The sequence below is a fragment of the Pseudomonas sp. ANT_J12 genome (assembly GCF_008370045.1).
In the GTDB taxonomy this organism is placed as follows: Bacteria; Pseudomonadota; Gammaproteobacteria; order Pseudomonadales; family Pseudomonadaceae; genus Aquipseudomonas.
In genome coordinates this window covers 1-21,898 of sequence record NZ_VOBN01000020.1, presented here as the reverse complement: position 1 = coordinate 21,898, position 21,898 = coordinate 1, and the positions used below count along the sequence as shown (strand labels likewise).

At 61.5% G+C, this 21,898-nt stretch carries 19 protein-coding genes and 1 pseudogene; 9 read left to right on the top strand and 11 right to left on the bottom strand.

The features are described 5' to 3' along the window. Positions 1–110 precede the first annotated feature (110 nt). The 5 genes from hcnC to FQ192_RS27575 all read right to left on the bottom strand — a co-directional run bounded on the left by hcnC (position 111) and on the right by FQ192_RS27575 (position 5,172). Positions 111–1,370, bottom strand: coding sequence for a cyanide-forming glycine dehydrogenase subunit HcnC (gene hcnC, locus FQ192_RS27595; protein ID WP_149661352.1), 1,260 nt, complete (start codon positions 1,368–1,370; stop codon positions 111–113). Further along, the gene (hcnB, locus tag FQ192_RS27590) at positions 1,363–2,772 is read right to left on the bottom strand and encodes a cyanide-forming glycine dehydrogenase subunit HcnB (RefSeq protein ID WP_149661351.1); all 1,410 of its coding nucleotides are present in this window, start codon (positions 2,770–2,772) and stop codon (positions 1,363–1,365) included. Before hcnB ends, hcnC begins: the two co-directional genes overlap by 8 nt. Beyond that, the gene (gene hcnA, locus FQ192_RS27585; RefSeq protein WP_149661350.1) at positions 2,769–3,083 is read right to left on the bottom strand and encodes a cyanide-forming glycine dehydrogenase subunit HcnA; all 315 of its coding nucleotides are present in this window, start codon (positions 3,081–3,083) and stop codon (positions 2,769–2,771) included. Before hcnA ends, hcnB begins: the two co-directional genes overlap by 4 nt. Before the next feature lie 239 nt (positions 3,084–3,322). Further along, on the bottom strand, positions 3,323–3,862 hold the full coding sequence (locus tag FQ192_RS27580) for a hypothetical protein (RefSeq protein WP_149661349.1): 540 nt from the start codon (positions 3,860–3,862) through the stop codon (positions 3,323–3,325). A gap of 371 nt (positions 3,863–4,233) precedes the next feature. Continuing rightward, entirely contained in the window at positions 4,234–5,172 is a 939-nt protein-coding gene (locus FQ192_RS27575; RefSeq protein WP_149661348.1) for a hypothetical protein, read from the bottom strand. 310 nt (positions 5,173–5,482) lie between these two features. Between FQ192_RS27575 and FQ192_RS27570 the strand changes: the two genes are divergently transcribed. Next, complete coding sequence (locus FQ192_RS27570; protein ID WP_149661347.1) at positions 5,483–6,166, top strand: response regulator transcription factor; 684 nt, start codon at positions 5,483–5,485, stop codon at positions 6,164–6,166. Then, positions 6,144–7,538, top strand: coding sequence for a HAMP domain-containing sensor histidine kinase (locus tag FQ192_RS27565; protein ID WP_149661346.1), 1,395 nt, complete (start codon positions 6,144–6,146; stop codon positions 7,536–7,538). Before FQ192_RS27570 ends, FQ192_RS27565 begins: the two co-directional genes overlap by 23 nt. 738 nt (positions 7,539–8,276) lie before the next feature. On the opposite strand, the gene FQ192_RS27555 is transcribed toward FQ192_RS27565, so the two are convergent. Genes FQ192_RS27555 through FQ192_RS27545 form a run of 3 tightly spaced genes read right to left on the bottom strand, consistent with a single transcriptional unit; the run spans position 8,277 to position 10,526 of the window. Continuing rightward, positions 8,277–8,687, bottom strand: coding sequence for an SRPBCC family protein (locus tag FQ192_RS27555; protein WP_149661344.1), 411 nt, complete (start codon positions 8,685–8,687; stop codon positions 8,277–8,279). 28 nt (positions 8,688–8,715) lie between these two features. Further along, positions 8,716–9,513, bottom strand: a complete 798-nt coding sequence (locus tag FQ192_RS27550) for an SDR family NAD(P)-dependent oxidoreductase (RefSeq protein ID WP_149661343.1) — start codon at positions 9,511–9,513, stop codon at positions 8,716–8,718. Next, entirely contained in the window at positions 9,510–10,526 is a 1,017-nt protein-coding gene (locus tag FQ192_RS27545) for an aldo/keto reductase (RefSeq protein ID WP_149661342.1), read from the bottom strand. The genes FQ192_RS27550 and FQ192_RS27545 overlap by 4 nt, the downstream gene beginning before the upstream one ends. A gap of 120 nt (positions 10,527–10,646) precedes the next feature. Between FQ192_RS27545 and FQ192_RS27540 the strand changes: the two genes are divergently transcribed. Further along, positions 10,647–11,546, top strand: coding sequence for a LysR substrate-binding domain-containing protein (locus FQ192_RS27540; protein ID WP_149661341.1), 900 nt, complete (start codon positions 10,647–10,649; stop codon positions 11,544–11,546). 140 nt (positions 11,547–11,686) lie between these two features. Here the strand turns inward: FQ192_RS27540 and FQ192_RS27530 are convergent, their stop codons facing one another. Then, complete coding sequence (locus FQ192_RS27530; RefSeq protein WP_372242366.1) at positions 11,687–11,821, bottom strand: hypothetical protein; 135 nt, start codon at positions 11,819–11,821, stop codon at positions 11,687–11,689. Between the two features lie 154 nt (positions 11,822–11,975). After that, positions 11,976–12,914, bottom strand: a complete 939-nt coding sequence (locus FQ192_RS27525) for a cyclase family protein (protein WP_149661339.1) — start codon at positions 12,912–12,914, stop codon at positions 11,976–11,978. A 534-nt stretch (positions 12,915–13,448) separates the two neighbouring features. Between FQ192_RS27525 and FQ192_RS27520 the strand changes: the two genes are divergently transcribed. The 4 genes and pseudogenes from FQ192_RS27520 to FQ192_RS27500 all read left to right on the top strand — a co-directional run bounded on the left by FQ192_RS27520 (position 13,449) and on the right by FQ192_RS27500 (position 18,914). Next, positions 13,449–13,745: a hypothetical protein gene (locus tag FQ192_RS27520; RefSeq protein ID WP_149661338.1), complete on the top strand. Its 297-nt coding sequence runs from the start codon at positions 13,449–13,451 to the stop codon at positions 13,743–13,745. Positions 13,746–14,018: 273 nt separating this feature from the next. After that, positions 14,019–16,739 carry a magnesium-translocating P-type ATPase gene (gene mgtA, locus FQ192_RS27515; RefSeq protein ID WP_149661337.1) on the top strand — a complete coding sequence of 907 codons (2,721 nt, stop codon included), beginning with the start codon at positions 14,019–14,021 and terminating at the stop codon, positions 16,737–16,739. Between the two features lie 184 nt (positions 16,740–16,923). Beyond that, positions 16,924–18,573 (top strand): annotated as a pseudogene (locus tag FQ192_RS27505) (Na/Pi cotransporter family protein). Further along, positions 18,561–18,914: a DUF2493 domain-containing protein gene (locus tag FQ192_RS27500; RefSeq protein ID WP_149661336.1), complete on the top strand. Its 354-nt coding sequence runs from the start codon at positions 18,561–18,563 to the stop codon at positions 18,912–18,914. The pseudogene FQ192_RS27505 and the gene FQ192_RS27500 overlap by 13 nt, the downstream one beginning before the upstream one ends. A gap of 206 nt (positions 18,915–19,120) precedes the next feature. Here FQ192_RS27500 and FQ192_RS27495 read toward each other — a convergent pair whose 3' ends face one another. Further along, positions 19,121–19,912: an SDR family oxidoreductase gene (locus FQ192_RS27495; protein WP_149661335.1), complete on the bottom strand. Its 792-nt coding sequence runs from the start codon at positions 19,910–19,912 to the stop codon at positions 19,121–19,123. 125 nt (positions 19,913–20,037) lie between these two features. Here FQ192_RS27495 and FQ192_RS27490 point away from each other — a divergent pair, with 125 nt between their 5' ends. Then, the gene (locus tag FQ192_RS27490; RefSeq protein WP_149661334.1) at positions 20,038–20,976 is read left to right on the top strand and encodes a GlxA family transcriptional regulator; all 939 of its coding nucleotides are present in this window, start codon (positions 20,038–20,040) and stop codon (positions 20,974–20,976) included. Positions 20,977–21,155: 179 nt separating this feature from the next. Then, a complete protein-coding gene (locus FQ192_RS27485) occupies positions 21,156–21,815 on the top strand; it encodes an isoprenylcysteine carboxylmethyltransferase family protein (protein WP_149661333.1) in 660 nt (219 codons plus the stop codon). The last annotated feature ends 83 nt before the right edge of the window (positions 21,816–21,898 follow it).

Genomic DNA, 21,898 nt, shown 5'->3' with positions numbered 1-21,898 from the left:
TCCACGTGGGAATGCCTCAAGGAACGCTCCGCGTTCCAGCTCTCGAAAGGGACGCGGAGCGTCCCGGGCTGCATTCCCACGCAGAGCGTGGGAACGCTCATCGCCAGGCGTCAGGCCAGTTCCCGTTCTTTCACTTCAACCCCGGCCTTCACCTCGAACCGATCCGCCAAAAACGGCGTGATGTCCAGCGGCAACGGCTCATTGTTCACCAGCCTATCCAGCAACACCCCGGTAATCGCCGACGTCAGAATCCCCGTGCGGAAATGCCCGCAGGCATTGAGATAGCCTTCCACACCCTGCATCGGCCCCAGAATCGGCAACTCATCCGGCGAGCCCGGACGCAAACCGGCCCAGGTGCGCTTGAGGTTGACGTCGGCCAGTGCCGGAATGCAGCGCACCGCGCCTTGCACCAAACCGGCGATTTCCGGGTAGGTGGTGGTGACGTCGAAGCCTTTGTCCTCGGTGGTGCTGCCGATCAGGATCTCGCCGTTGTCCTTCTGCGCTACGTAGCAATCGCTGGTGGTCAGGCAACCGCGCAGGATCTTCGGCATGCGCTCGGTCAGCAGGATCTGGCCTTTCACCGGGTTCACCGGAATGCGAATACCGGTGGCCTGTTCGCTCAAGTCCGCCGCCCAGGCACCGGCCGCATTGATCAGGGTGTCGCAATGAAACACCCCGGCCTCGGCGGTTTGTACCCCGGTCACCCGCGAACCATGGTGCAGCACCCCGGTGACGTTGGTGTTGAAGTACATGTCCACGCCGTTCTGCCGCGCGCCTTCGGTGTAGGCGTCGGCCAGGCGGAACGGGCTGACCTGGTGATCGCACAGGAACTCCAGCGCTCCCCTCGCCTCGTGGCTGACACTCGGTTCGGCTTCGCGCAACGCGGCCTGATCGAGCCAACGGATCTGGTCCGCCAGGTGCGGAATGCAGGCAACGATGTGCTCGGCGTAGAGCCGGTCTTCATCGTCGTAGATCACGAACTTCAGCCCGGTTTTCTCGAACTTGAAATCCATCCCGTGGTTGTCCTGCAATTCCTTGTGCAGCGCCGGGTACAGGGCGTTGGACTGCAAGGCGAAATCGAAGAACGAATCCGGCAGGATGTGCGGCGTGCTGGAGTCGACCACCACCGCCGAGCCCTGGGTTTCACGCTTGCGGTTGGCCGACATCATGCGAAAGAAGATCACCCCGCAACCCAGCCCTACCGACTCGCCGATGGCCCACAAACCGCCAGCCGAGGCCCGGGTCGCGTTGCCCGGGCGCTTGGCGTCGATCAGCGCGACCTTGAGGTTTTTGCGCTTGGACAGTTGATAGGCGCAGGACGCCCCGATCACACCGCCGCCGGCGATGACCACGTCATAGAACTTACTCATGGTTGGCGCCCTCCGTGGCGGCGTTGTGAAAGGCTGAAAACGGAATCGGATCGATGGGGAAGCGCGGGCGCAACCAGCCCACGTCCTGACGCCCGGTGGCTTCGCGCAGGCGGTCGCTGCAATAGCCGACGCACATCCGGCCCTGGCAGTCGCCCATGCTGACGCGGGTGCGCATTTTCAGGCTGGCCATGTCTTGCACACCCTGCGCAAGCGCCCGGTCGATGTCGGCGCGGGTGGCGTGTTCGCAACGGCAGATCACCGTGTCGCTGGCGGGCAATGCGGTCTGCCCGGCGCCACGTTCGGTGTAGCGGTCAACCGCGGCGCGAAAACGCACGATCGACTTGAGTTTCGACAGGCAGCGATCGCGCCTGACCAGTGCCAGTTCGGTGTCCAGCACGCCCCGTTGCTGCAGGATCGACAGCGCTGCGATCCGCCCGGCCAGCATCGCCGCTTCGCCGCCGCGAATCCCGCCCATGTCCCCGGCCAGGTGCACGTGCGGCTCATTGCTTTGCTGCCAGCTATTGGCGCTGGCTCGCAGGTAGCCGTCATCGCTGAAGCCGTGGTTCAGGCCCATTTGCTGACTGAGTTGGGTGCGCGGAATAAAGCCGTAGCCGACGGCCAGGGTCTGTGCGGCAATCTGTTCGGCACGGCTCAGGTCCGGCACCCACGTGCTGGAATACGGCGCCACGGTGACCGATTTCAATTCGGCGTCTCCCTGGGCCTCGACCACGCCCCAGCCGTAATACATCGGGATGCCGTGCAGTTTGAGGAACGCCAGCATGCTCAAGCCATCGAGGAACAGCTGCGGTTTGTTCAGCAGCGCCAGGCTCTCCCGGGCGATCTTGCCGAACGCGCACGCCTCGTAGACCCCGGCGACGGTGACCCCGGACGCGTGCAACTGACACGCCACCAGCGGCAGCAATGGACCGGTGCCGGTAATCACCACTGGCCCTTGGGGCTTGACCACGCCACTCTTGATTTGCAGTTGCAGGCCGCCCAGCAGGATCACGCCAGGCAAGGTCCAGCCGGGAAACGGTACGCTGCGCTCATGGCAACCGGCCGCCAGCAACAATTGCGGGTACTCGATTTCGTGCAAGTGCTCGTCGGCATCCAGCACCACCAGCGCACGCGTGCCTTCGGCACCGACCACCCGATGATTGAGCCGCACATCGATCAGGCCCGCGTGCGCCTGGAATTCGCCATGCAATTTGCCCAGGACTTCGGAATAGCGCGGCCCCAGGTAATCGAGCTGCACGCCATCGCGTAGCGGTCCGCGATAGACCACGCCGCCGAGCCGCGAAGCTTCTTCAAGCAAAATGCTGCGCACGCCATGCCGGGCCAGTTCAATGGCCGCGGCCATGCCCGCCGGCCCGCCGCCGACGATCACCGGATGCAGGTTCATAAAACCTCCTGCTCGGCGATGCGATTGACCTGGGTTTCGACGGTCATGCCGTCACGTACGACGGTCTGGCAGGCGCGGCGCTTGTGCCGGCCGTTGATTTTTACCAGGCAGCATTGGCACACGCCCATGCCGCAATAGGCCCCACTGATTTGATCGTGATCGTTGCGAGCCACCTGGCGCAGGCCAAGGGATTGAATGACCGTGAGGACGGTTTCGCCGATGGCGGCGCTGACCGCTTGGCCGTTGATGTGCAAAGTCATGTCCGCCCGGACCAGCGGCTGGATATCGAAGGTTCTGTCTAAGCGTTGCATTGCGATGTTCTTCCGTGAAAGTTTCAGGGTTCGACAGCTCCATGCTGCACTACACCTTGCCGGCCAACTGATACACACACAATGAGGAGGTCTGCATGGGTACGCCGACAGCGCATAAGCTGCGCACCAAAGCACTGTAGTCGATGCCGCAGCGAGGGCCTGGATCTTTTACGGTAAGCGATATTTCGCTTCGAAATATTGATCCACGCCAGTGAAAGCCCCCCACTGCATGCCGTGCGTCAGTTGGAAAACACGTACTGACCCTTGATTTTTTTTGGCCCGAAAAAAGCCAGGTCCGGGAACAGCTTCATCTTCAGGTACAACACGAAATACACCATGCCCAGGGTGATGCCGGCGCCGATCAGCGTGGTCAGCGGATCTTCGGCAAAGTCTTTGAACAAGCGCGACGACTGGCTGAGGGAAAGCACGATGTAGACGGTGTAGAACTGCGCCAGGTTTTTGTAGAAGCCATAGGCAAACCACAATGGGATGAGCCCGGCGAACAAGGTTAAAAACACTGTGGTCTTCGGCCCGATCGTCGATCCCAGCAAGAATCCCACCACCGCGCCGAGCACGGCCTGGGCCACCGTGAGCACAATCAGTATCGTGAGCTTGCGCCGATGCTGGCGGTTGAGCGCCGGATCCGGGTGCGCGCCGATCCAGTAAGCCAGCACCCGATCCTTGACCGCCCCGCCAGAGAACGCCTTGAACGTCTCGGTCCGCGACCGCCCGGCGTCGAGCATGGCCAGCAGTTGCCGTTTGATTTGCTTCTTGTCCACTTACTTCTCCCTGATACAACACAACAATAAATGTGGGCGCGCGCTTTTGTGGCGAGGGGCTTGCCCCCGTTCGGCTGCGTAGCAGTCGTAAAACCGTCCTATGCGGTACATCTGATCCACCGCGATGGCAGGTTTCAGGGCTGCTTCGCACCCCAACGGGGGCAAGCCCCTCGCCACAAAAGCCCGCGCCTACAGGTATAAGTCCTGTTACATCTTGCCCCAGAAAGCAAAACGCCGCTTCTACCAGAGGCAGAAGCGGCAGAGGCATGAGCCTCAGAGGATCAGTGCATGAACAGGGCGATCAGGATAATGATCGGGATCGGCACGCCGAGAAAAAACAAAAGTAATGAGCGCATGATGATTCTCCTGGGTTAGCGAACAGGTGGCACGGTGGTGGTGGTGACGTAGGCATCCGATTCCAGATACACCACGGCATCCCGGCGACGACCGCCGTAGGTTGCGGCGAGGCTGGCGAAGAACGCACCGGCCAACAGCGCGATGAACATCCACAACGCGGTCCAGGCAGCGACTTTGGCGGCGGTGTCGGCCGCTTGTTGGGCGGCAAGCTTGGCATCGGCAATGGCTTTCTGGGTGCGGGCGTAGACTTCATCGACACGGCGCTCGGCATCAGCCTGAGTCAGGTTGGTGCGTTGGGCGACCAGTTGCGCGAGGTAGGTCCGGTCTTCTGCGGACAGGCCGTTATTGCTCAGGCTGCGCGCAAAGATGCGGGTCACGGTGCCACGGGCGGCGTCATCGCTGACGGCGGCTGGGCGATCATCGCGGAACAGGCTGTCGACGAAGTAACCGTACTGGTCACTGCTGGTGTTGGCAGCGGCCGTGCCGGCAGCTGCGGTCATGGCCGTTGCAGCACCACCGGCGACACTCGCCCCGGCCTGCACACCACCGCTGACGATACTGCTGACCGAACCGACCACCAGGGTCGCGGTCACCAGGGTCGCCACGCACCAGGCGAGGAAGCCATGGGCAGTGTCACGGAAATAGACTTCATCGCCATGCATGTTGGCCCACTTCACCCGCAAGCGACCGGCAATGTAGCCGCCGAGCCCGGAAGCCACGATTTGCGTAACCGCCAGCCAAACGATGGTGGAAATGCCCAGGCCCTTGGCGCTGACGCCCTCATTGGCCCACGGTGAAACAGCGGAAAAGCCCAGGCCGAAGCCGAGCAATACCAGAATCAGCGACAACGCGGCGGCTGCAGCAGCCCCGGCGAAGATCGCGCCCCAGGACACGCCCGAGAGCGTGCTCGATTCATCTGCGGCAGGATAAAAACCCTCAGAAGATCTATTCATTATTGTTCAGCTCCAGGCATGAAAGATGTTGTTACAACTCGTCGAAAGAGGAATTGCAGACACCGTGCCAGTCGCCGACTTTAAATAAATCGTTCTATATCAACAGGTTAAAAATAATCCAAATCCTAGGACCATGCATTTTGCAAGAGCGGCTTAATATCAGCGGGTTTTATGCATTGGGCGCCAACCTGCAAAAAAACGCCGCAGATGCAAGGTTCCTCAACCAACATGAAAGTTAATTTAATAAGCCGCGCGTATTTCTTGGCAAAATGCCCTCATTCTGTAATGAACCGCATAGCAGGCCCGCCCTATGACCCGCATCTTGACCATCGAAGACGACGCCGTGACCGCCCGGGAGATCGTGGCTGAACTGAGCAGCCACGGCCTGGACGTGGATTGGGTGGACAATGGCCGCGAAGGCCTGGCGCGGGCCGTCAGCGGCGACTATGACCTGATCACCCTCGACCGCATGCTGCCGGAGCTGGATGGCCTGGCCATCGTCACCACGCTGCGGACCATGGGCGTGGCCACACCGATTCTGATGATCAGCGCTCTCTCCGATGTCGATGAACGCGTGCGCGGCCTGCGCGCCGGTGGCGACGATTACCTGACCAAACCCTTTGCCACCGATGAAATGGCGGCGCGGGTGGAAGTGCTGCTGCGTCGCCAGAGCACCGTCAGCACCCAGGCCACCACGCTGCGGGTGGCGGACCTGGAGCTGAACCTGATCAGCCACGAGGCCAGCCGCGACGGTGAATTGCTGACGCTGCTGCCGACTGAATACAAACTGCTGGAATTTTTGATGCGCAACACCGGGCAGATCCTGTCGCGCATGATGATTTTCGAAGAGGTCTGGGGTTATCACTTCGACCCCGGCACCAACTTGATCGACGTGCACATCGGCCGCCTGCGCAAGAAGATCGACCCGCCCGGCAACGTCCCGTTGATCCGGACTGTGCGAGGCTCGGGGTATGTCATTGCTGAACCCCTCTAAAGGCTGGCGCTCTTCCAGCAGCCGATTGCTGGCGCTCTACAGTTCCCTGTTCGTGGCCTGGAGCGGGATCCTCATGGGGGTCATGTATTACGAGGTCTCCGGCTACCTGGACAACCTGGCCAAGCACTCGCTGATGCAGCGCCAGCACCTGTTCTCGCGCTTCCAGGGTGAACAACTGGTGGATGCCCTCGCCGCCAGCATGACCTTCGACATCCGTGGCATCGACGCCTATGGCCTGTTCGACGCCCAGCATCGCTACCTCAGCGGCGCCCTGCGCGATATTCCGGCGGATTTGCCGCTGGATGGCCGTATCCACATGCTCGACAACTGCGCCGAGTCCGACGACCCGACCCTGCCCGCCGACAGTTGCGACGCCGTGGCCACCCCGACCCTCGACGGTCGCTGGCTGGTGCTGGTGCGCGACAACGGTTCGTTGTTCGCCGTGACCCAGATCATCCTCCACGCGTTGTTCTGGGGCGTGTCCCTGACCATCCTCCCCGGCATCGCCGGTTGGCACCTGTTGCGCCGCCGCCCGCTGCGGCGCATCCGGGCGATCCAGGCCAGCGCCGAAGCCATCGTCGCCGGCGACCTGACCCACCGCTTGCCGCTGTCCAACCGCCGCGACGAACTGGACATGCTCGCCGCCATCGTCAACGCCATGCTCGAACGCATTGAGCGCCTGATGAATGAAGTCAAAGGCGTGTGCGACAACATCGCCCACGACCTGCGCACCCCGCTGACCCGCCTGCGAGCGCAGCTGTACCGGATCCAGCAACAGGCCGGCGACGGCTCGCCGCTGGCGGTGCAGCTGGATTCGGTATTGGCCGAAGCCGACACCTTGATGGCACGGTTTCGTGGGTTGCTGAGGATTTCCGAGCTGGAGGATCGTCAGCGCCGTTCAGGGTTTGTGCAGTTAGATCCGGTGCCGCTGTTACGGGAACTGCATGACTTTTATCTGCCCTTGGCGGAAGAAGGCGAACTGGTTTTTCACCTGCAACTGCCTGAAGTCTTGCCGTCATTGAATGGCGACCGGGCGTTGTTGTTCGAGGCCATTGCGAACCTGCTGAGCAACTCGATCAAATTCACCCCGCCCGGTGGCGAAGTGATCTTGCGCGGGCTCAACCAGGGCGGGCATACGCGGATTGAAGTGCTCGACTCCGGGCCGGGTATTGCGCCGTCGGAACGGGAAGCGGTGTTCCAACGGTTTTACCGGGCCGAGGGAGGGAATCAGCAGAGTGGGTTTGGCTTGGGGCTGTCCATCGTTGCGGCGATTGTCAACCTGCACGGCTTTACCCTCGACGTCGGCACCAGCGACAGCGGCGGCGCGCGGTTGGCGCTGGATTGCCGGCAAAGCCTGATTCCCCAGACCTGACGCGAACATCGAGCCCCCGCCGTAGGAGCGAAGCTTGCTCGCGAAAGCGTCGTGTCAGTCGACATCTGATTTGACTGATACTCCGCTTTCGCGAGCAAGCTTTGCTCCTACAGGGGTTAGCGGCGCGTATTAGCTGATCGTTCCCACGCTCCGCGTGGTAATGCACCCCGGGAAGCTCCGCGTCCCTTTCCAGAGCTGGAACGCGGAGCGTCCCTTGAGGCATTCCCACGCAGAGCGTGGGAACGATCGTGACCAATGTAGGAGCGAAGCTTGCTCGCGAAAGCGTCGTGTCAGTCGACATCTGAATTGACTGATACTCCGCGTTCGCGAGCAAGCTTTGCTCCTACAGGGGTTGGCGGCGCGTATTGGCTGATCGTTCCCACGCTCCGCGTGGGAATGCAGCCCGGGACGCTCCGCGTCCCTTTCCAGAGCTGGAACGCGGAGCGTCCCTTGAGGCGTTCCCACGCAGAGCATGGCAACGATCGTGACCAATGTAGGAGCGAAGCTTGCTCGCGAAAGCGTCGTGTCAGTCGATATCTGAATTGACTGATACTCCGCGTTCGCGAGCAAGCTTTGCTCCTACAGGGGTTGGCGGCGCGTATTAGCTGATCGTTCCCACGCTCCGCGTGGGAATGCAGCCCGGGACGCTCTGCGTCCCTTTCCAGAGCTGGAACGCGGAGCGTCCCTTGAGGCGTTCCCAGCAGAGCATGGGAACGATCGTGCACGTGCTGTGGGGGCTTAGGCCGGGTAGTTGGCCCGCAGGGCTTCGAGGCCGCCCTTGTAGATCCCGTCAAACAACGCTTCCACTTCCGCATCGGTCACGCCTTTGGCGGTAAACCGGCCGGACCAGGTCACCCGAGCGCCCTGCCCTTGGGCTTCAACTTGCAACGTCGCCAGGTAATCAGTCGCCGGGAACGGCGCTTCCTCAATCGAGTAGCTGTAGGCTTTCGCCCCGTTGTCGAACGCTTGCAGACGCTCAACCACCACCGCGCCGTCCGCCGTTTGCAGACTGCGCACGCGCCCGCCTTCGCTCAGCTCGCTTTTGACAATGAACGGTAGCCAGTCCGGCAGCGAGTCAAAGCCGCCGATCAATTGCCAGACCTGGTCGGTCGAAGCCGGAATATCGATAGTCGCTGATGCAGTTGCCATAAATACGTTTCTCTCTGTGAATTCAGGTTCAGATAGCCATGCTGTCGACGACACCGCCATCGACCCGCAACGCCGCGCCAGTGGTGGCCGAGGACAGTGGCGAGGCGATGTAGGCCACCAGGTTGGCGACTTCTGCCACATCCGCTACGCGCTGGATGATCGAACTCGGGCGGGCCTTGCGCACGAAGGCGTCGGCTTCTTCCCGGGCGCTGCGGCCGGACTCGGCGGTGGCGTCCTTGAGCATCTGTTCCAGGCCGTCGGTGAAGGTCGGGCCGGGCAGGATCGCATTGACAGTGACGCCGGTGCCGGCCAGGCGTTTGGCCAAGCCATGGGACACCGCCAGGTTGGCGCTTTTGGTCACGCCATAGTTGATCATGTCGGCCGGAATCGCCACCCCGGATTCCGAGGACAGGAAGATCACCCGGCCCCAACCGTTCTTGACCATCTCTGGCGTGTAGTGCCGAGCTAGGCGCACGCCGGAGATCACGTTGACTTCATAGAAACGCGTCCACTCACTGTCCGGCGCGTCGAAGAAATCCACTTCATTAAAGATGCCGAGGTTGTTCACCAGGATGTCCGCCCGAGGTTCGGCGGCGAACAGTTGCTCGGCGCCTTCAGCGGTGCCGAGGTCGGCGGTCAGGCCACGCAATTGCGCACCCGGCACGCTTAGACGAATGTCCGCCAACGCCTGCTCAACCTTGGCCGAGTCGCGGCCGATCACCACCACCGTGGCGCCGGATTCGGCCAGTGCCTTGCTGATGCCCAGGCCAATGCCGGCGGTGCTGCCGCTGACGATGGCGAGTTTCCCCGTCAGATCGATTTTCATACCACACCTCCTGGCAATGGAGCCCGTTCGGAAATCAGCTCCGCGTCACGCAGTGCCTGCCAGAACGCCGCAGGAATCACCTCATTCAACGCGGCCACATCTTCAGCAATCCGATCAGGACGGCTGGAACCGGGAATCACTGCCGCCACGGCCGGGTTGGCCAAGGAGAACTGCAACGCCGCCGCTTTGATGCTCACGCCATGGGCCGCCGCAATTTTCTTGATCTGCTCGACCTTGCTGATGATCGCCGGGCTCGCCTTCTGGTATTCGAAGTGCGTACCGCCGGCCAGAATGCCCGAGCTGTACGGACCGCCAACGACGATTTCCACGTTCTGCGCCAGCGCCGAATCCATCAGGCGTTGCAACGCACGGTCATGGTCCAGCAGCGTGTAGCGACCGGCCAACAGAAAACCGTCTGGCTGCGCTTCGGTCAGGTCCAGCGTCAATTCGCACGGCTCAACCTTGTTCACACCCAAACCCCAGCCTTTGATCACGCCTTCTTCGCGCAAACGAGTCAGCACTTTGAACGCGCCGGTGCGGGCCTGGTTGAAGTATTCCAGCCATTGATCGCCGTAGAAGTCCTGAGCGATGTCGTGCACCCAGACGATGTCCAGGCGATCGGTTTGCAGGCGCTTGAGGCTGTCTTCGATCGAACGCATGGTCGCGTCGGCACTGTAGTCGTTGACGATTTTGTTCGGGCGGCCGTGTTCAAACACACCGGCCTTCTCGCCCAGATCACGGGCGGCGGTGTCTTCGACTTCGTCGAGAATCACCCGGCCGACCTTGCTGCTGAGCACGTAGTCGTCGCGGTTGTATTGGGACAGCGCGGTGCCGAGGCGAATTTCCGACAGGCCCGAACCGTAGAAAGGCGCGGTGTCGAAATAACGCACGCCGGCATCCCAGGCGGCGTGCACGGTGGCCATCGCTTCTTCTTCGGGGATGGCGCGGAACATGTTGCCCAACGGGGCGGTGCCGAAACCCAGCGTGCCGGGCAGTTTGTCTTTCAAGCTCATGGGTGATTCCTCTTGAGTGTCAGTGGTCAGCGCATGGGTGACCGTTGAGCAGATCGTAGATTGGCAGGATCGGACCGTCCAAGACATAATGCGCAGCACTTGAGTCCCCAGAGGTCTGACATGATCGACATCCGCCAATTGCGCTACTTCGTCGCCGTCGCCGAGGAAGAACACGTCGGTCGCGCCGCCGAACGCCTGCACATTTCCCAGTCGCCCCTGAGCCGGCAGATCGCCCAGCTCGAAGAACGCCTGGGCCTGACCCTGTTCGAACGCAGCCAGCAACGCATCCGCCTGACCCGCGACGGCCAGACCTTCCTCGCCGAAACCCGAGCCCTGCTGACCCACGCCAATCGCCTGGAATCCCTGGGCAAACGCCTGGGTCGTGGTGAAGAAGGCGGGTTGTGCATCGGCTACATTGAGAACGCCATGCATGCTGGCGTGTTGCCGAACGCCTTGCGCGTGTTGCGGGTGGACCGGCCGAACGTGCACGTTGCGCTGTACAACCTCAGCTCCGCCGAACAATTGGAAGGCCTGCGCCAGCGTAGTCTGGATATCGCCCTGGTGAGTGAGCCGCCCGTCAGTGATGACCCGGATTTGCTGGGTTTCCAGGTGCTGGATGACCCGATGCTGCTTGCTTTGCCGGAAGATCACCCGCTGGTTCAGCAGGCGGTTTTGACGCCGGAAGACCTGGCCCATCAGGAATGGATCGGCGTGCAGCACCACCATAACCTCACTGGTCGTGAGAACTTCGTCAGCGCCTGCATCCGCGCCGGCTTCACCCCGGACATCCGCATGGAAGCCACCGGCCCCTTCACGGCATTGGCCCTGGTGGCCTCGGGACTGGGCATCGCCATGATCCAGAAAGGCCTGAGCCGCAACGCACCGCCCGGCGTGGTCCTGCGGGAAGTGCCATGGATTGGCTTCACCCGACCGCTGTGGGCGGCGTGGCACCGGATCAATCTGCGGCCGTTGGTGGAGACGTTCAGGAAGGTGCTGACGGAGCCCAGTTCTTCGCAGTAATGATCGTTCCCACGCTCCGCGTGGGAATGCCTCAAGGGACGCTCCGCGTTCCAGCTCTGAAAAGGGATGCGGAGCGTCCCGGGCTGCATTCCCACGCGGAGCGTGGGAACGATCAGTCCAGTGTCCGGCTCACTATTCGCTCACCCAACGCCAGGCAACTGGTCAAACCCGGTGGGCAGCGCCTGCCCGGTGCTGGCGTCGAGGCTGCGTAACGTCTCGCGGCCCAAGGCGCTGCGCTGCCCGTCGATAAACTGCTGACCCAAAATAGCGGACATCAAAAAACTCCCGCGCCCGCGCTTGGCGGGCGATCACTCGAATTGAAGGGTTACGCCTGTGGCGCACGCTTCACTCTGGGGTTGGGGTCATGGGCAAACAAAGGACAACAACGGGCCAGGGGATGAGCGTTTGTCATCCCCTGGCCCGCGGCCGTCAGTGAATCGCTACCGGGTTGATGTTGACCTGGGTCGAGCCCTTGTACAGCGGCTGGCCGAGGACAAACATGAACTCCCAGGCCTTGTCTTTGACCAGGGCGCGGCTGTCGATCAGCTCCAGGTTGTAGATGCCGTTCTTGGCCAGCATGTACTGGTTGACCGGGAACTCCTGGCCATCTTTGGCCGGGTAGATTTCCGAAGCCCAAGTGTCACCGCCGAACGCGACAATCTGCTTGTCCACCAGCCATTTGGCGGCGGCCATGCCGATGCCCGGCTCCACCGCGAGGAATTTCTTGTTGTCCTTGCCCAACAGCTCCAGCCAACCGGTGTTGAACAACACCACATCGCCTTTCTGGATGGTGATGCCTTGCAGGTCGAGGGCTTTCTGGATATCGGCGACGCTGAATTCGGTTTTTTCCGGGACGATCGGTGTGCCGTACACGGCGGTCATGTCCAGCACCACACCACGGGTGACGATCGGCGGGACTTTCTCGATCCCGAGTTTTTTCACGCCTTCGACGGTGACGAAATCGGCGGCGCGGTTGCCGTTGTAGTAGACGTAATCGATGCCGATATGGCCGATGCCGTTGAGCTGGGTGCCAACGCCGGTCCAACCCACCACCAGTTCATCGTTGAAGGTGAATTTGTTCGGGCCCATGGTCGTGCCACCCGCCTCGCCCGGCTGGACGTTGGTCAGGTTGAAACTGCGATGGCGGAAGGCTGGAAGGGTCTTGTCGATAGGCACGGCCAGCGGATACGTTTTGCCGGTCTTGATCAGTTTGGCGGCGTTGAGCACCGAGTCGGCGTTGAGCAGATTGAGCGCACCGATTTCATCGTTGGCGCCGTATTTCGAGGGGTACCATTTTTCCGCATCCGCAGCCTGGGCCGCGCTGAAGGTGAAGAGCAAGGTGAACGGCAGTATCAAACGGTTGAGCATGGGGCGTCCTTGTGGGTTTCGAGTGGAACCCAAGGTACGCAGCCCGTCTGTGGGGAAACAGACAGGTATGGGCAATACATTAGTTCTGGATAGTCACGAATTTGTAGGAGCGAAGCTTGCTCGCGAAGGCGGCTTCAAATTCAACATTGTTGTCGACTGACACACCGCCTTCGCGGGCAAGCCTCGCTCCTACAGGGACCATCATTAACTGTCATTTACCTGAACAACTTCCAACTTCAATAATCGAATGCGAAGTTCCTCCATTCAATTGCACTTTAATCAAGTATTGAAGGTTGACTTCATCCACCGGCCTGAGTAAATTGCGCGGGCCGGTTTCACAGGCCTTTTTTCAACTCACAAAAGAATCCAATGGACACAGTATCTAGTCGCTGTCGGGCAACTGCGAATTCGCAGGACCTGGCACATAACCCAGAACATGACGGGACTCGACTTTGTGGTCGGGTGAGCTGCGCTAGAGCTTGATGCTCCACCGTAACTTGCCTCGCCGGCGTCAGTCCGGTCCAGAGGTATGTTATGAACTTCAACATCACTGTAATGCCCGGCGTACGCGCCTTTGCCTCGACCATGCGGGTCCGGCTCAGCCATGAGCGCCCGCAGGCAAACCGGGTTGTCGCCCCGTTTTCCAGCCCTTCCTCCCCTGCCACGGCCCCTCTGCGAGCCAACTGGCGCGTCTGCCCGATGACGGGCCAGCTTCAGCAACGCTGGAGCCTCGACGACAGCCAGGAACCACCGAGTCGGCGCATCGCGCGTCTGTTCCAAGAGGCGAGCCTGATGCTCGGCCTGCTCATCGGGGCACGCACTTTCAACTGATCTGAAGGCACTTTAAAAGTCCTTCCCTTAACGTTTTCCTTCGTTGGAATTCGATAACTTCTTATTGCCCGTTAAATAGCGAGTTAGTTATGGACGAAGCCAGTAGACGGTTCGCTGCCCGTTATTATTCAAACAACGGCCAGCGAACATTAAACCCTGAAAACGCAACTATCAGAATCGATCGCCTATTGGCGGCTCGACATACGTGCGCTCGTCTTTGATTAGCTGAGGTGCCTGTGTGTCGTGCCGCGAATCGGCGGCAGGAGCACAGCTATGACCCTTGTAAAAACCGCAAAGAAAACCACACAGGGTGCCAGCAACGACAACGCCAAACTGTCGATGCGCGCCGCCCGGGAAGCGCAAAACGGCCTGGCCGTAACGCTGACCAACCTCAACGCCAGCACCGATGGCCTGACCGAACTCGAAGCCCAGGGCCGCCTGGCGCGCAACGGTCACAACGAAGTGGCCCACGACAAGCCGCCTCACGCCCTGATCCAACTGCTAAAAGCCCTGAACAATCCCTTCATCTATGTGTTGCTGACCCTGGCTGCCATCAGTTTTTTCACGGACTACTGGCTGCCAATCAGCAACGGTGAAGCGGAGGACGCCGACCTGACCAAAGTCATCATTATCATGACCATGGTCAGCCTCAGCAGCCTGCTGCGGTTCTGGCAGGAATACCGCTCGGCCAAGTCCGCCGAAGCCCTGAAAGCGATGGTGCGCACCACCGCCACCGTGCTGCGCCGCGAGCACAAGGACGGCAAGCCGCTGCTGCGCGAAGTGCCGATGCGCGATCTGGTGGCCGGCGACATCGTGCAGCTCAGCGCCGGTGACATGATCCCGGCGGACATCCGCCTGATCGAATCCCGCGACCTGTTTATCAGCCAGGCGGTGCTGACCGGCGAAGCGTTGCCGGTCGAGAAATACGACACCCTGGGCAACGTGGCGCAAAAGTCCGCCACCGGTAGCGCGACCGATCAATCCAACCTGCTGGACCTGCCGAACATCTGCTTCATGGGCACCAACGTGGTCAGCGGCACCGCCAAAGCGGTGGTGGTCGCCACCGGGGCGCGGACTTACTTCGGTTCCCTGGCCAAAGCCATCGTCGGCTCCCGGGTGCAAACCGCGTTCGACCGTGGGGTTAACAGCGTCAGTTGGTTGCTGATCCGCTTCATGCTGGTGATGGTGCCGATCGTGTTCCTGCTCAACGGCTTCTCCAAGGGTGACTGGGGCGACGCGTTCCTGTTTGCCCTGGCGGTGGCGGTCGGCCTGACCCCGGAAATGCTGCCGATGATCGTCAGCGCCAACCTGGCCAAAGGTGCGATGGCCATGGCCAAGCGCAAAGTGGTGGTCAAGCGCCTCAACGCGATCCAGAACTTCGGTTCGATGGACGTGCTGTGCACCGACAAGACCGGCACCCTGACCCAGGACAAGATCATTCTGGAGCACCACGTCGACAGCCAGGGTCGGCGCGATGATTCGATCCTCGAACTGGCGTGGCTCAACAGCCATCACCAGAGTGGCCTGAAGAATCTGATGGACCAGGCCGTGGTGCAATTTGCCAATGCGAACCCGAAGTTTCGAGTTCCATTCGCCTACAGCAAGGTCGATGAACTGCCGTTCGACTTCGTGCGTCGGCGCCTGTCGATCATCGTCAAGGACAGCCGCGACGATCACCTGATGGTGTGCAAGGGCGCGGTCGAGGAAATGCTCTCCATCGCCAGCCACCTCAATGAAAACGGTCAGGTGATTGCGCTGGATGAGCAACGGCGTAAAGACCTGCTGGCCTTGGCTAACGAGTACAACGAGGACGGCTTTCGGGTGCTGCTGGTCGCCACCCGCGAGATTCCAAAAGCCCAGAGCAAGAACCAGTACCACACCGCCGATGAGCGCGACCTGGTGATTCGCGGCTTCCTGACCTTCCTCGATCCGCCGAAGGAAACCGCCGGCCCGGCCATTGCCGCGCTGCGGGACATGGGCGTGACGGTCAAAGTGCTGACCGGTGACAACGCCGTGGTCACCTGCAAGATCTGCCGCGAAGTCGGCCTCGACCCAGGCACGCCGCTGCTCGGCCAGGACATCGAGCACATGGACGACACCACGCTCAAGCTGCGGGTCGAAGAACGCACGGTATTTGCCAAGTTGACGCCGCTGCAGAAATCCCGGGTGCTCAAGGCCCTGCAAGCCAACGGTCACACCGTGGGTTTCCTCGGCGACGGTATCAACGACGCCCCGGCCCTGCGCGATGCTGATGTCGGGATTTCGGTGGACAGCGGCACCGACATTGCCAAGGAATCGGCGGACATCATCCTCCTGGAAAAGAGCCTGATGGTGCTTGAGGAAGGCGTGCTTAAGGGCCGCGAAACCTTCGGCAATATCATGAAGTACCTGAACATGACCGCCAGCTCCAACTTCGGCAACGTGTTCTCGGTGCTGGTGGCCAGTGCGTTCATTCCGTTTTTGCCAATGCTGTCGATCCATTTGCTGCTGCAAAACCTCATGTACGACATCTCTCAGCTGGCGTTGCCGTGGGACAAGATGGACAAGGAATTCCTGCGCAAGCCACGCAAGTGGGACGCGAAAAACATCGGCCGTTTCATGCTGTGGATCGGGCCGACCTCATCGATCTTCGACATCACCACGTTTGCCCTGATGTGGTACGTGTTCGCCGCCAACAGCGTGGAAATGCAGAGCCTGTTCCAGTCCGGCTGGTTCATCGAAGGGCTGCTGTCGCAGACGCTGGTGGTGCACATGCTGCGCACGCAAAAGATCCCGTTCTTCCAGAGCACGGCAGCGTTGCCGGTGATCCTGGCGACCGGGGTGGTGATTGGCCTGGGCATCTACATTCCGTTCTCGCCGCTGGGCACATTGGTCGGCCTGGTGCCGTTGCCATGGGAGTACTTCCCTTGGCTGGTGGGCACGCTGCTCAGCTACTGCGTAGTGGCGCAGACCATGAAGACGATCTACATCCGCCGGTTCAAGCAGTGGTTCTGATCGCCTGAACCCCACACTCTCTGTAGGAGCGAGGCTTGCCCGCGAAGACGGTCTGACATTCAACATTGTTGTCGACTGACATACCGCCTTCGCGGGCAAGCCTCGCTCCTACAGGTTTTGTGTTCACAGCCTCTTCGGCCTTCGGGTCTTCGATAAATGCAACACGAAATAAAGGAGAGTTCTCATGTCGGGAACGACTCTACTGCTCAACCTCGCGGGCGCCATCGCTCTGTTGCTGTGGGGCACGCACATGATTTCTTCGGCGCTGTTGCGCGGCTTCGGCACGCCGCTGCGCCACTGGATGGGTCGGCACCTGAACAACCGCTGGCTGGCCCTGCTCGCCGGCATCGGCATCACCGGCGTCTTGCAAAGCAGCACCGCCGTCAGCCTGATGGCCACCTCGTTCACCGCGGCCGGCACGTTGGGCCTGGCCCCGGCGCTGGCGGTGATGCTCGGCGCCAATATCGGTTCGACGCTGGTGGTGCAGCTGCTCAGCGCTGACATCTCGATACTGACGCCCATCGTTTTGCTGGCAGGGCTGATCATCTTCCGGCTGCGGGATGACTCACGTTTCGAGAGCATCGGCTGTGCGCTGATCGGCCTGGGATTGATGCTGATGGCCCTGCACAGGCTCGGCTCGACCTTGGCCGAAGTGGAAGCCACTCCAGTGTTCCAGCTGATCATGCAAAGCCTGGACGGCGATCTGTTGATCGCGTTGCTGGTGGCACTGATCCTCACCTGGCTCTGCCATTCCAGCGTGGCCGTGGTGTTGCTGATCGCCTCCCTCGCGGCGACAGGCATGCTCTCGGCCACCACCCTCGTCGCGTTGGTGCTCGGGGTAAACATCGGCGGTGCATTGCCGTCGGTGATCAATGCCGGATCGAGCGTCGGCCGGCGCCTGCCCCTGGGCAATCTGCTGGTTCGGGCGCTGGGCGCAGCGGCGGTGTTGCCGCTGGCCGGGTGGCTGGCGGCGCTGAACCTCGATCCGGCGGCGCTGGTGGTTTACCTGCACACCGGCTTCAACCTGTTGCTGGCTCTGGTGTTCATCGGCTTCACCGGGCCCATGGCCAAACTGCTGACTCGGCTGCTGCCGGAGCCGGCGCGGGATGTCGATCCGGGCATGCCGCGCTACCTCGATGAGGCCGGGTTGGAGATGGCCAGCATCGGCCTGTCCAACGCCGCCCGAGAAGCCCTGCGCATCGCCGACATGCTCTCGGCCATGCTGGCGCGCACGCTGCAACTGTTCCACACCTCGGCGCCGGCCTGTGCCGATGAGGTGCGGCGCATCGATCAATCCACCGACCTGCTCAGCGCGGCGATTCGTGCGTACCTGGCGGACATCGGCCAGGAAGGCATCAGCGACAGCGATGCCGATCGCGCCCAGGAAATCCTCACCTTCGTGATCAACCTCGAACACGCGGCGGACATTCTTTGCAGCAGCCTCACGCAATTGGCCATGCGCCGCTTGCGTCGTGGCGAGCACTTTTCGGTGTTCGAACTGCGCAACATCGCGCCGCTGCACGAAGCGCTGCTGGACAGCCTGAGCCTGGCGATCACCGTGTTCCTGCGCGAAGACATTGCCACCGCGCACCAGTTGATCAGCCGCAAGGAAACCGTGCGCCGCCTTGAAGCCGACGCCAGCCGCCAACACTTTCGCAAACTCCAGTAGGACAAAAACACCTGGGCCGAATCCGGCGACATCTTCCAGCGGGTGCTGCGCGATTACCGTCGCGTGCATCACCACATCGCCGCCCTCGCCTATCCGTTACTGGAACGGGCCGGCGAGCCGCTGGGCGATGATCAGGCCAACGAGGTCTCGCCATGCGCGTCCTGATCTGCGCCGGCCGCCATTACACCGACAGCCGCCAGTGCCGCCGCGTGCTCGACGCCTTCCAGCGCCTGCACCCGGTGCAGGTGTTGATTCACGGCGGCAATCAATACCTGGGCGCCGACATCGAGGAATGGGCCCGGGAACACGGCGCCGACATCGTGCGCTACCCGCCCAACTGGCAACGCCACGGCAAATTGGCCGAACGGCTGCGCAATCACTTCATGCTCCATGACAGCGGGCCCGATGTGGTCATTGCCCTGCCTGGCGGCGAAGACACCGAGGATTTAGTGGCACAGGCCCGAGGCAAGGGTTTGCAGACTTTATCGGTGGCGGATCGGGGATGATCAGTCAGAACACCAAACCTGTGATCAACTTCAATCCCCTGTGAGAGCGGGCTTGCTCGCGAAGTGGCCATCACATCCAACATTTATGCTGACTGAAATACCGCCTTCGCGAGCAAGCTTTGCTCCTACAAGGGATTTCGGGTGAAAGTTGGATTTGTGATCGACTTCAATCTCCCACAGGGGGGCTCTGGTGAGCACAGAATCTTTCAGCGATACCGCGCGGCCGCCGTGGAGTGGCCAAACGAGCCGCTGAGCACCTGGCGCTGGGCCTCGTAGGCATCCCATTTCTCGCCTTCATGCAATCCCGGGATGGTCACCACTTCGCCCTGGGCCAACCCAACCAGCGCGGCATCGACCATGTCCTGGGCCGACATCACGATCTCTTGCGGCAGGTTTTCCACCGGGTTGCCGGCCTCGCTCCAGAAATCAGTGGCGGTGGCGCCGGGCAGTACGGCCTGGATGCGCACGCCTTTGTCGGCGAGTTCGTGGTGCATGGACTGGCTCAGGCCCAGCACGAAGGCCTTGGTCCCGCCGTAAACGCCGTTGAGGATTTGCGGGGCGATGGCGACGATCGAGGCGATGTTGATCACGGTCCCGGCGCCACGGGCGACGAAGCCGGGCACTGCGGCGTAGGCCAGGCGCATCAGCGCGGTGACGTTGAGGGTGATCATGTCTTCCATGTCATCCACCGGGCTGCCGAGTAGCGGCATCACCCCGCCGACCCCGGCGTTGTTGACCAGCAAGGTGATGCTGGCGTCGGTGCGCAGGAGGGCTTCGACGCGCAGCAGGTCAGCCTTGTCTTTGAGGTCGGCGGCAACCACTTCAACGGCACGCCCGGTTTCATTGCTCAACTGGTTGGCCAGGGTGTTCAGTTTGTTTTGGCTGCGGGCCACTAGAATCAAGTCATACCCTTGCCGTGCGAGACGGTCGGCGTAGACCGCGCCGATGCCGGAAGAAGCGCCTGTGATCAGCGCGGTGCCTTTGGATGAAAGTGTCATTTTGGATTTCCTTCACAGTGAGGCGATCAGTTCGCCGGGTGTGAACAGTTATAAATGGGCTGACACTTGTCTCAAATGACGTTTAAAGTACGTTTTTCGGACACGACCTTTTTGAGGGCACAGCAATGACTTCCGTGGCGTTTGTGGTGTTCGAGGGTTTCCAGTCCATGGCGCTGGCGGCGATGCCGGTGTTTGAGTACGCCAATTTCAGTGCGGGCGAACCTTTGTATGAAGTCAGCGTGTTGTCCGAAGATGGCCGCACGTTGCGTGCTTCCGGCGGATTGAGCGTGGGCACTGAGGCATTCGACGATCGGGTGTACGACACCGTGATCGTGGTCGGTGGCGATTCCATCATCGAGCAGGCACCCGACGCGGTGCTGACGTATGTGCGCGGCAGCGTGAACACCGCATGGCGCACGGCATCGATTTGCTCCGGGGCGTTTGTGCTAGCCCAGGCCGGGTTGCTGGAAGGACGCCGCGCCACGACGCATTGGGCGTATGCCCGAGAGTTGCAGGCACGGTTTCCGGCGATCAAGGTCGAGGAAGACCGGATCTTCGTGATCGACGGATCGATCTGGACCTCGGCCGGCATGACTGCCGGCATCGATTTGGCGCTGGCCATGGTCGAGAAGGACCACGGCGCCGAACTGGCCCGGGCGGTGGCGCAGAAACTGGTGATGTACCACCGGCGTGCGGGCGGTCAGTCGCAGCACTCGGCGTTGCTGGAACTGGAGCCGAAATCCGACCGCATCCAGACCGTGCTCGGCTACGCCCGGGAACACCTGACGTCGGCGCTGTCGGTGGAACAACTGGCGGACGTGGCGCGGCTCAGCCCGCGGCAATTCAGCCGGGCGTTTCGTGCTGAAACCGGGCAATCGCCGGCCAAGGCGATTGAGAACCTGCGCCTGGAAGCGGCGCGGCAGTTGCTCGAACGGGGGCGATTGACGCTGGATCAGATTGCCGAAGAGACGGGGTTCAGTGATCGGCGACGGATGCGCGAAGCGTTTCTAAGAGCATTCGGGCAACCGCCGCAAGTCATCCGGCGCAATGCCCGCTCGGCTTGATGCTGATCCCCTGTGGGAGCGGGTTTGCTCGCGAAAGCGGTCTTTCAGCCAGTAAAGATGTTGCCTGACACACCGCCTTCGCGAGCAAGCCCGCTCCCACAGGTTCATGGCTCGCCGCAAAGGGGTCGTCGACTCCATACGGTATCTACACTGGATGTATGCACTGTGTGGAGCCAACCATGAACATCTCCCCCAAACTGGCGTTTTTCGCCGTGATCTCCACCCTCGCCTACCTCGGCCTCGCCGTGTGGGGGTTGGGTGGGTTTGCGGCGTTCTTTGCCCACGGTTCGCTGGTGCTGGTGGCGCTGGCCACGGGGGTGATGGCGGTGGCGTCGCTGTTCACCGAGGTCAACCTGAGTTCCGGCGAACGGGAAGACCGGGGTAATCGCTGGGTGCTGCCGGTGTTCGGCATCATCGGGTTGCTCAGCGGATTCCTGCCGGCCTACACCGACCGCCTCGACTTCTGGACCTTTGGTGGCGAAGGCGTGCGTTGGCTGGGTGCGCTGCTGTTCACCCTCGGCGGCGCCCTGCGGCTATGGCCGGTGTTTGTGCTGGGCAAACGATTTAGCGGGTTGGTGGCGATTCAGCCGGGGCATACCCTGGTGACCGACGGGATCTACCGAACCCTGCGCAACCCGAGTTATCTGGGGTTGATGGTGATCGGCATTGGCTGGGCGCTGGCGTTTCGTTCATCGGTGGGGTTGGTGCTGGCGGCGCTGACGTTGATCCCGCTGATTGCGCGGATTCATTCGGAGGAGGCGCTGCTGCGGGCGCAGTTTGGTCGTGAATATGAGGAGTATTGCGGCAGGACCTGGCGGCTGATCCCCGGAATCTACTGACCCACACCAAACCCTGTGGGAGCGGGCTTGCTCGCGAAAGCGGTGGGTCAGCCACTATCTATGGTGACTGACCCACCGCTTTC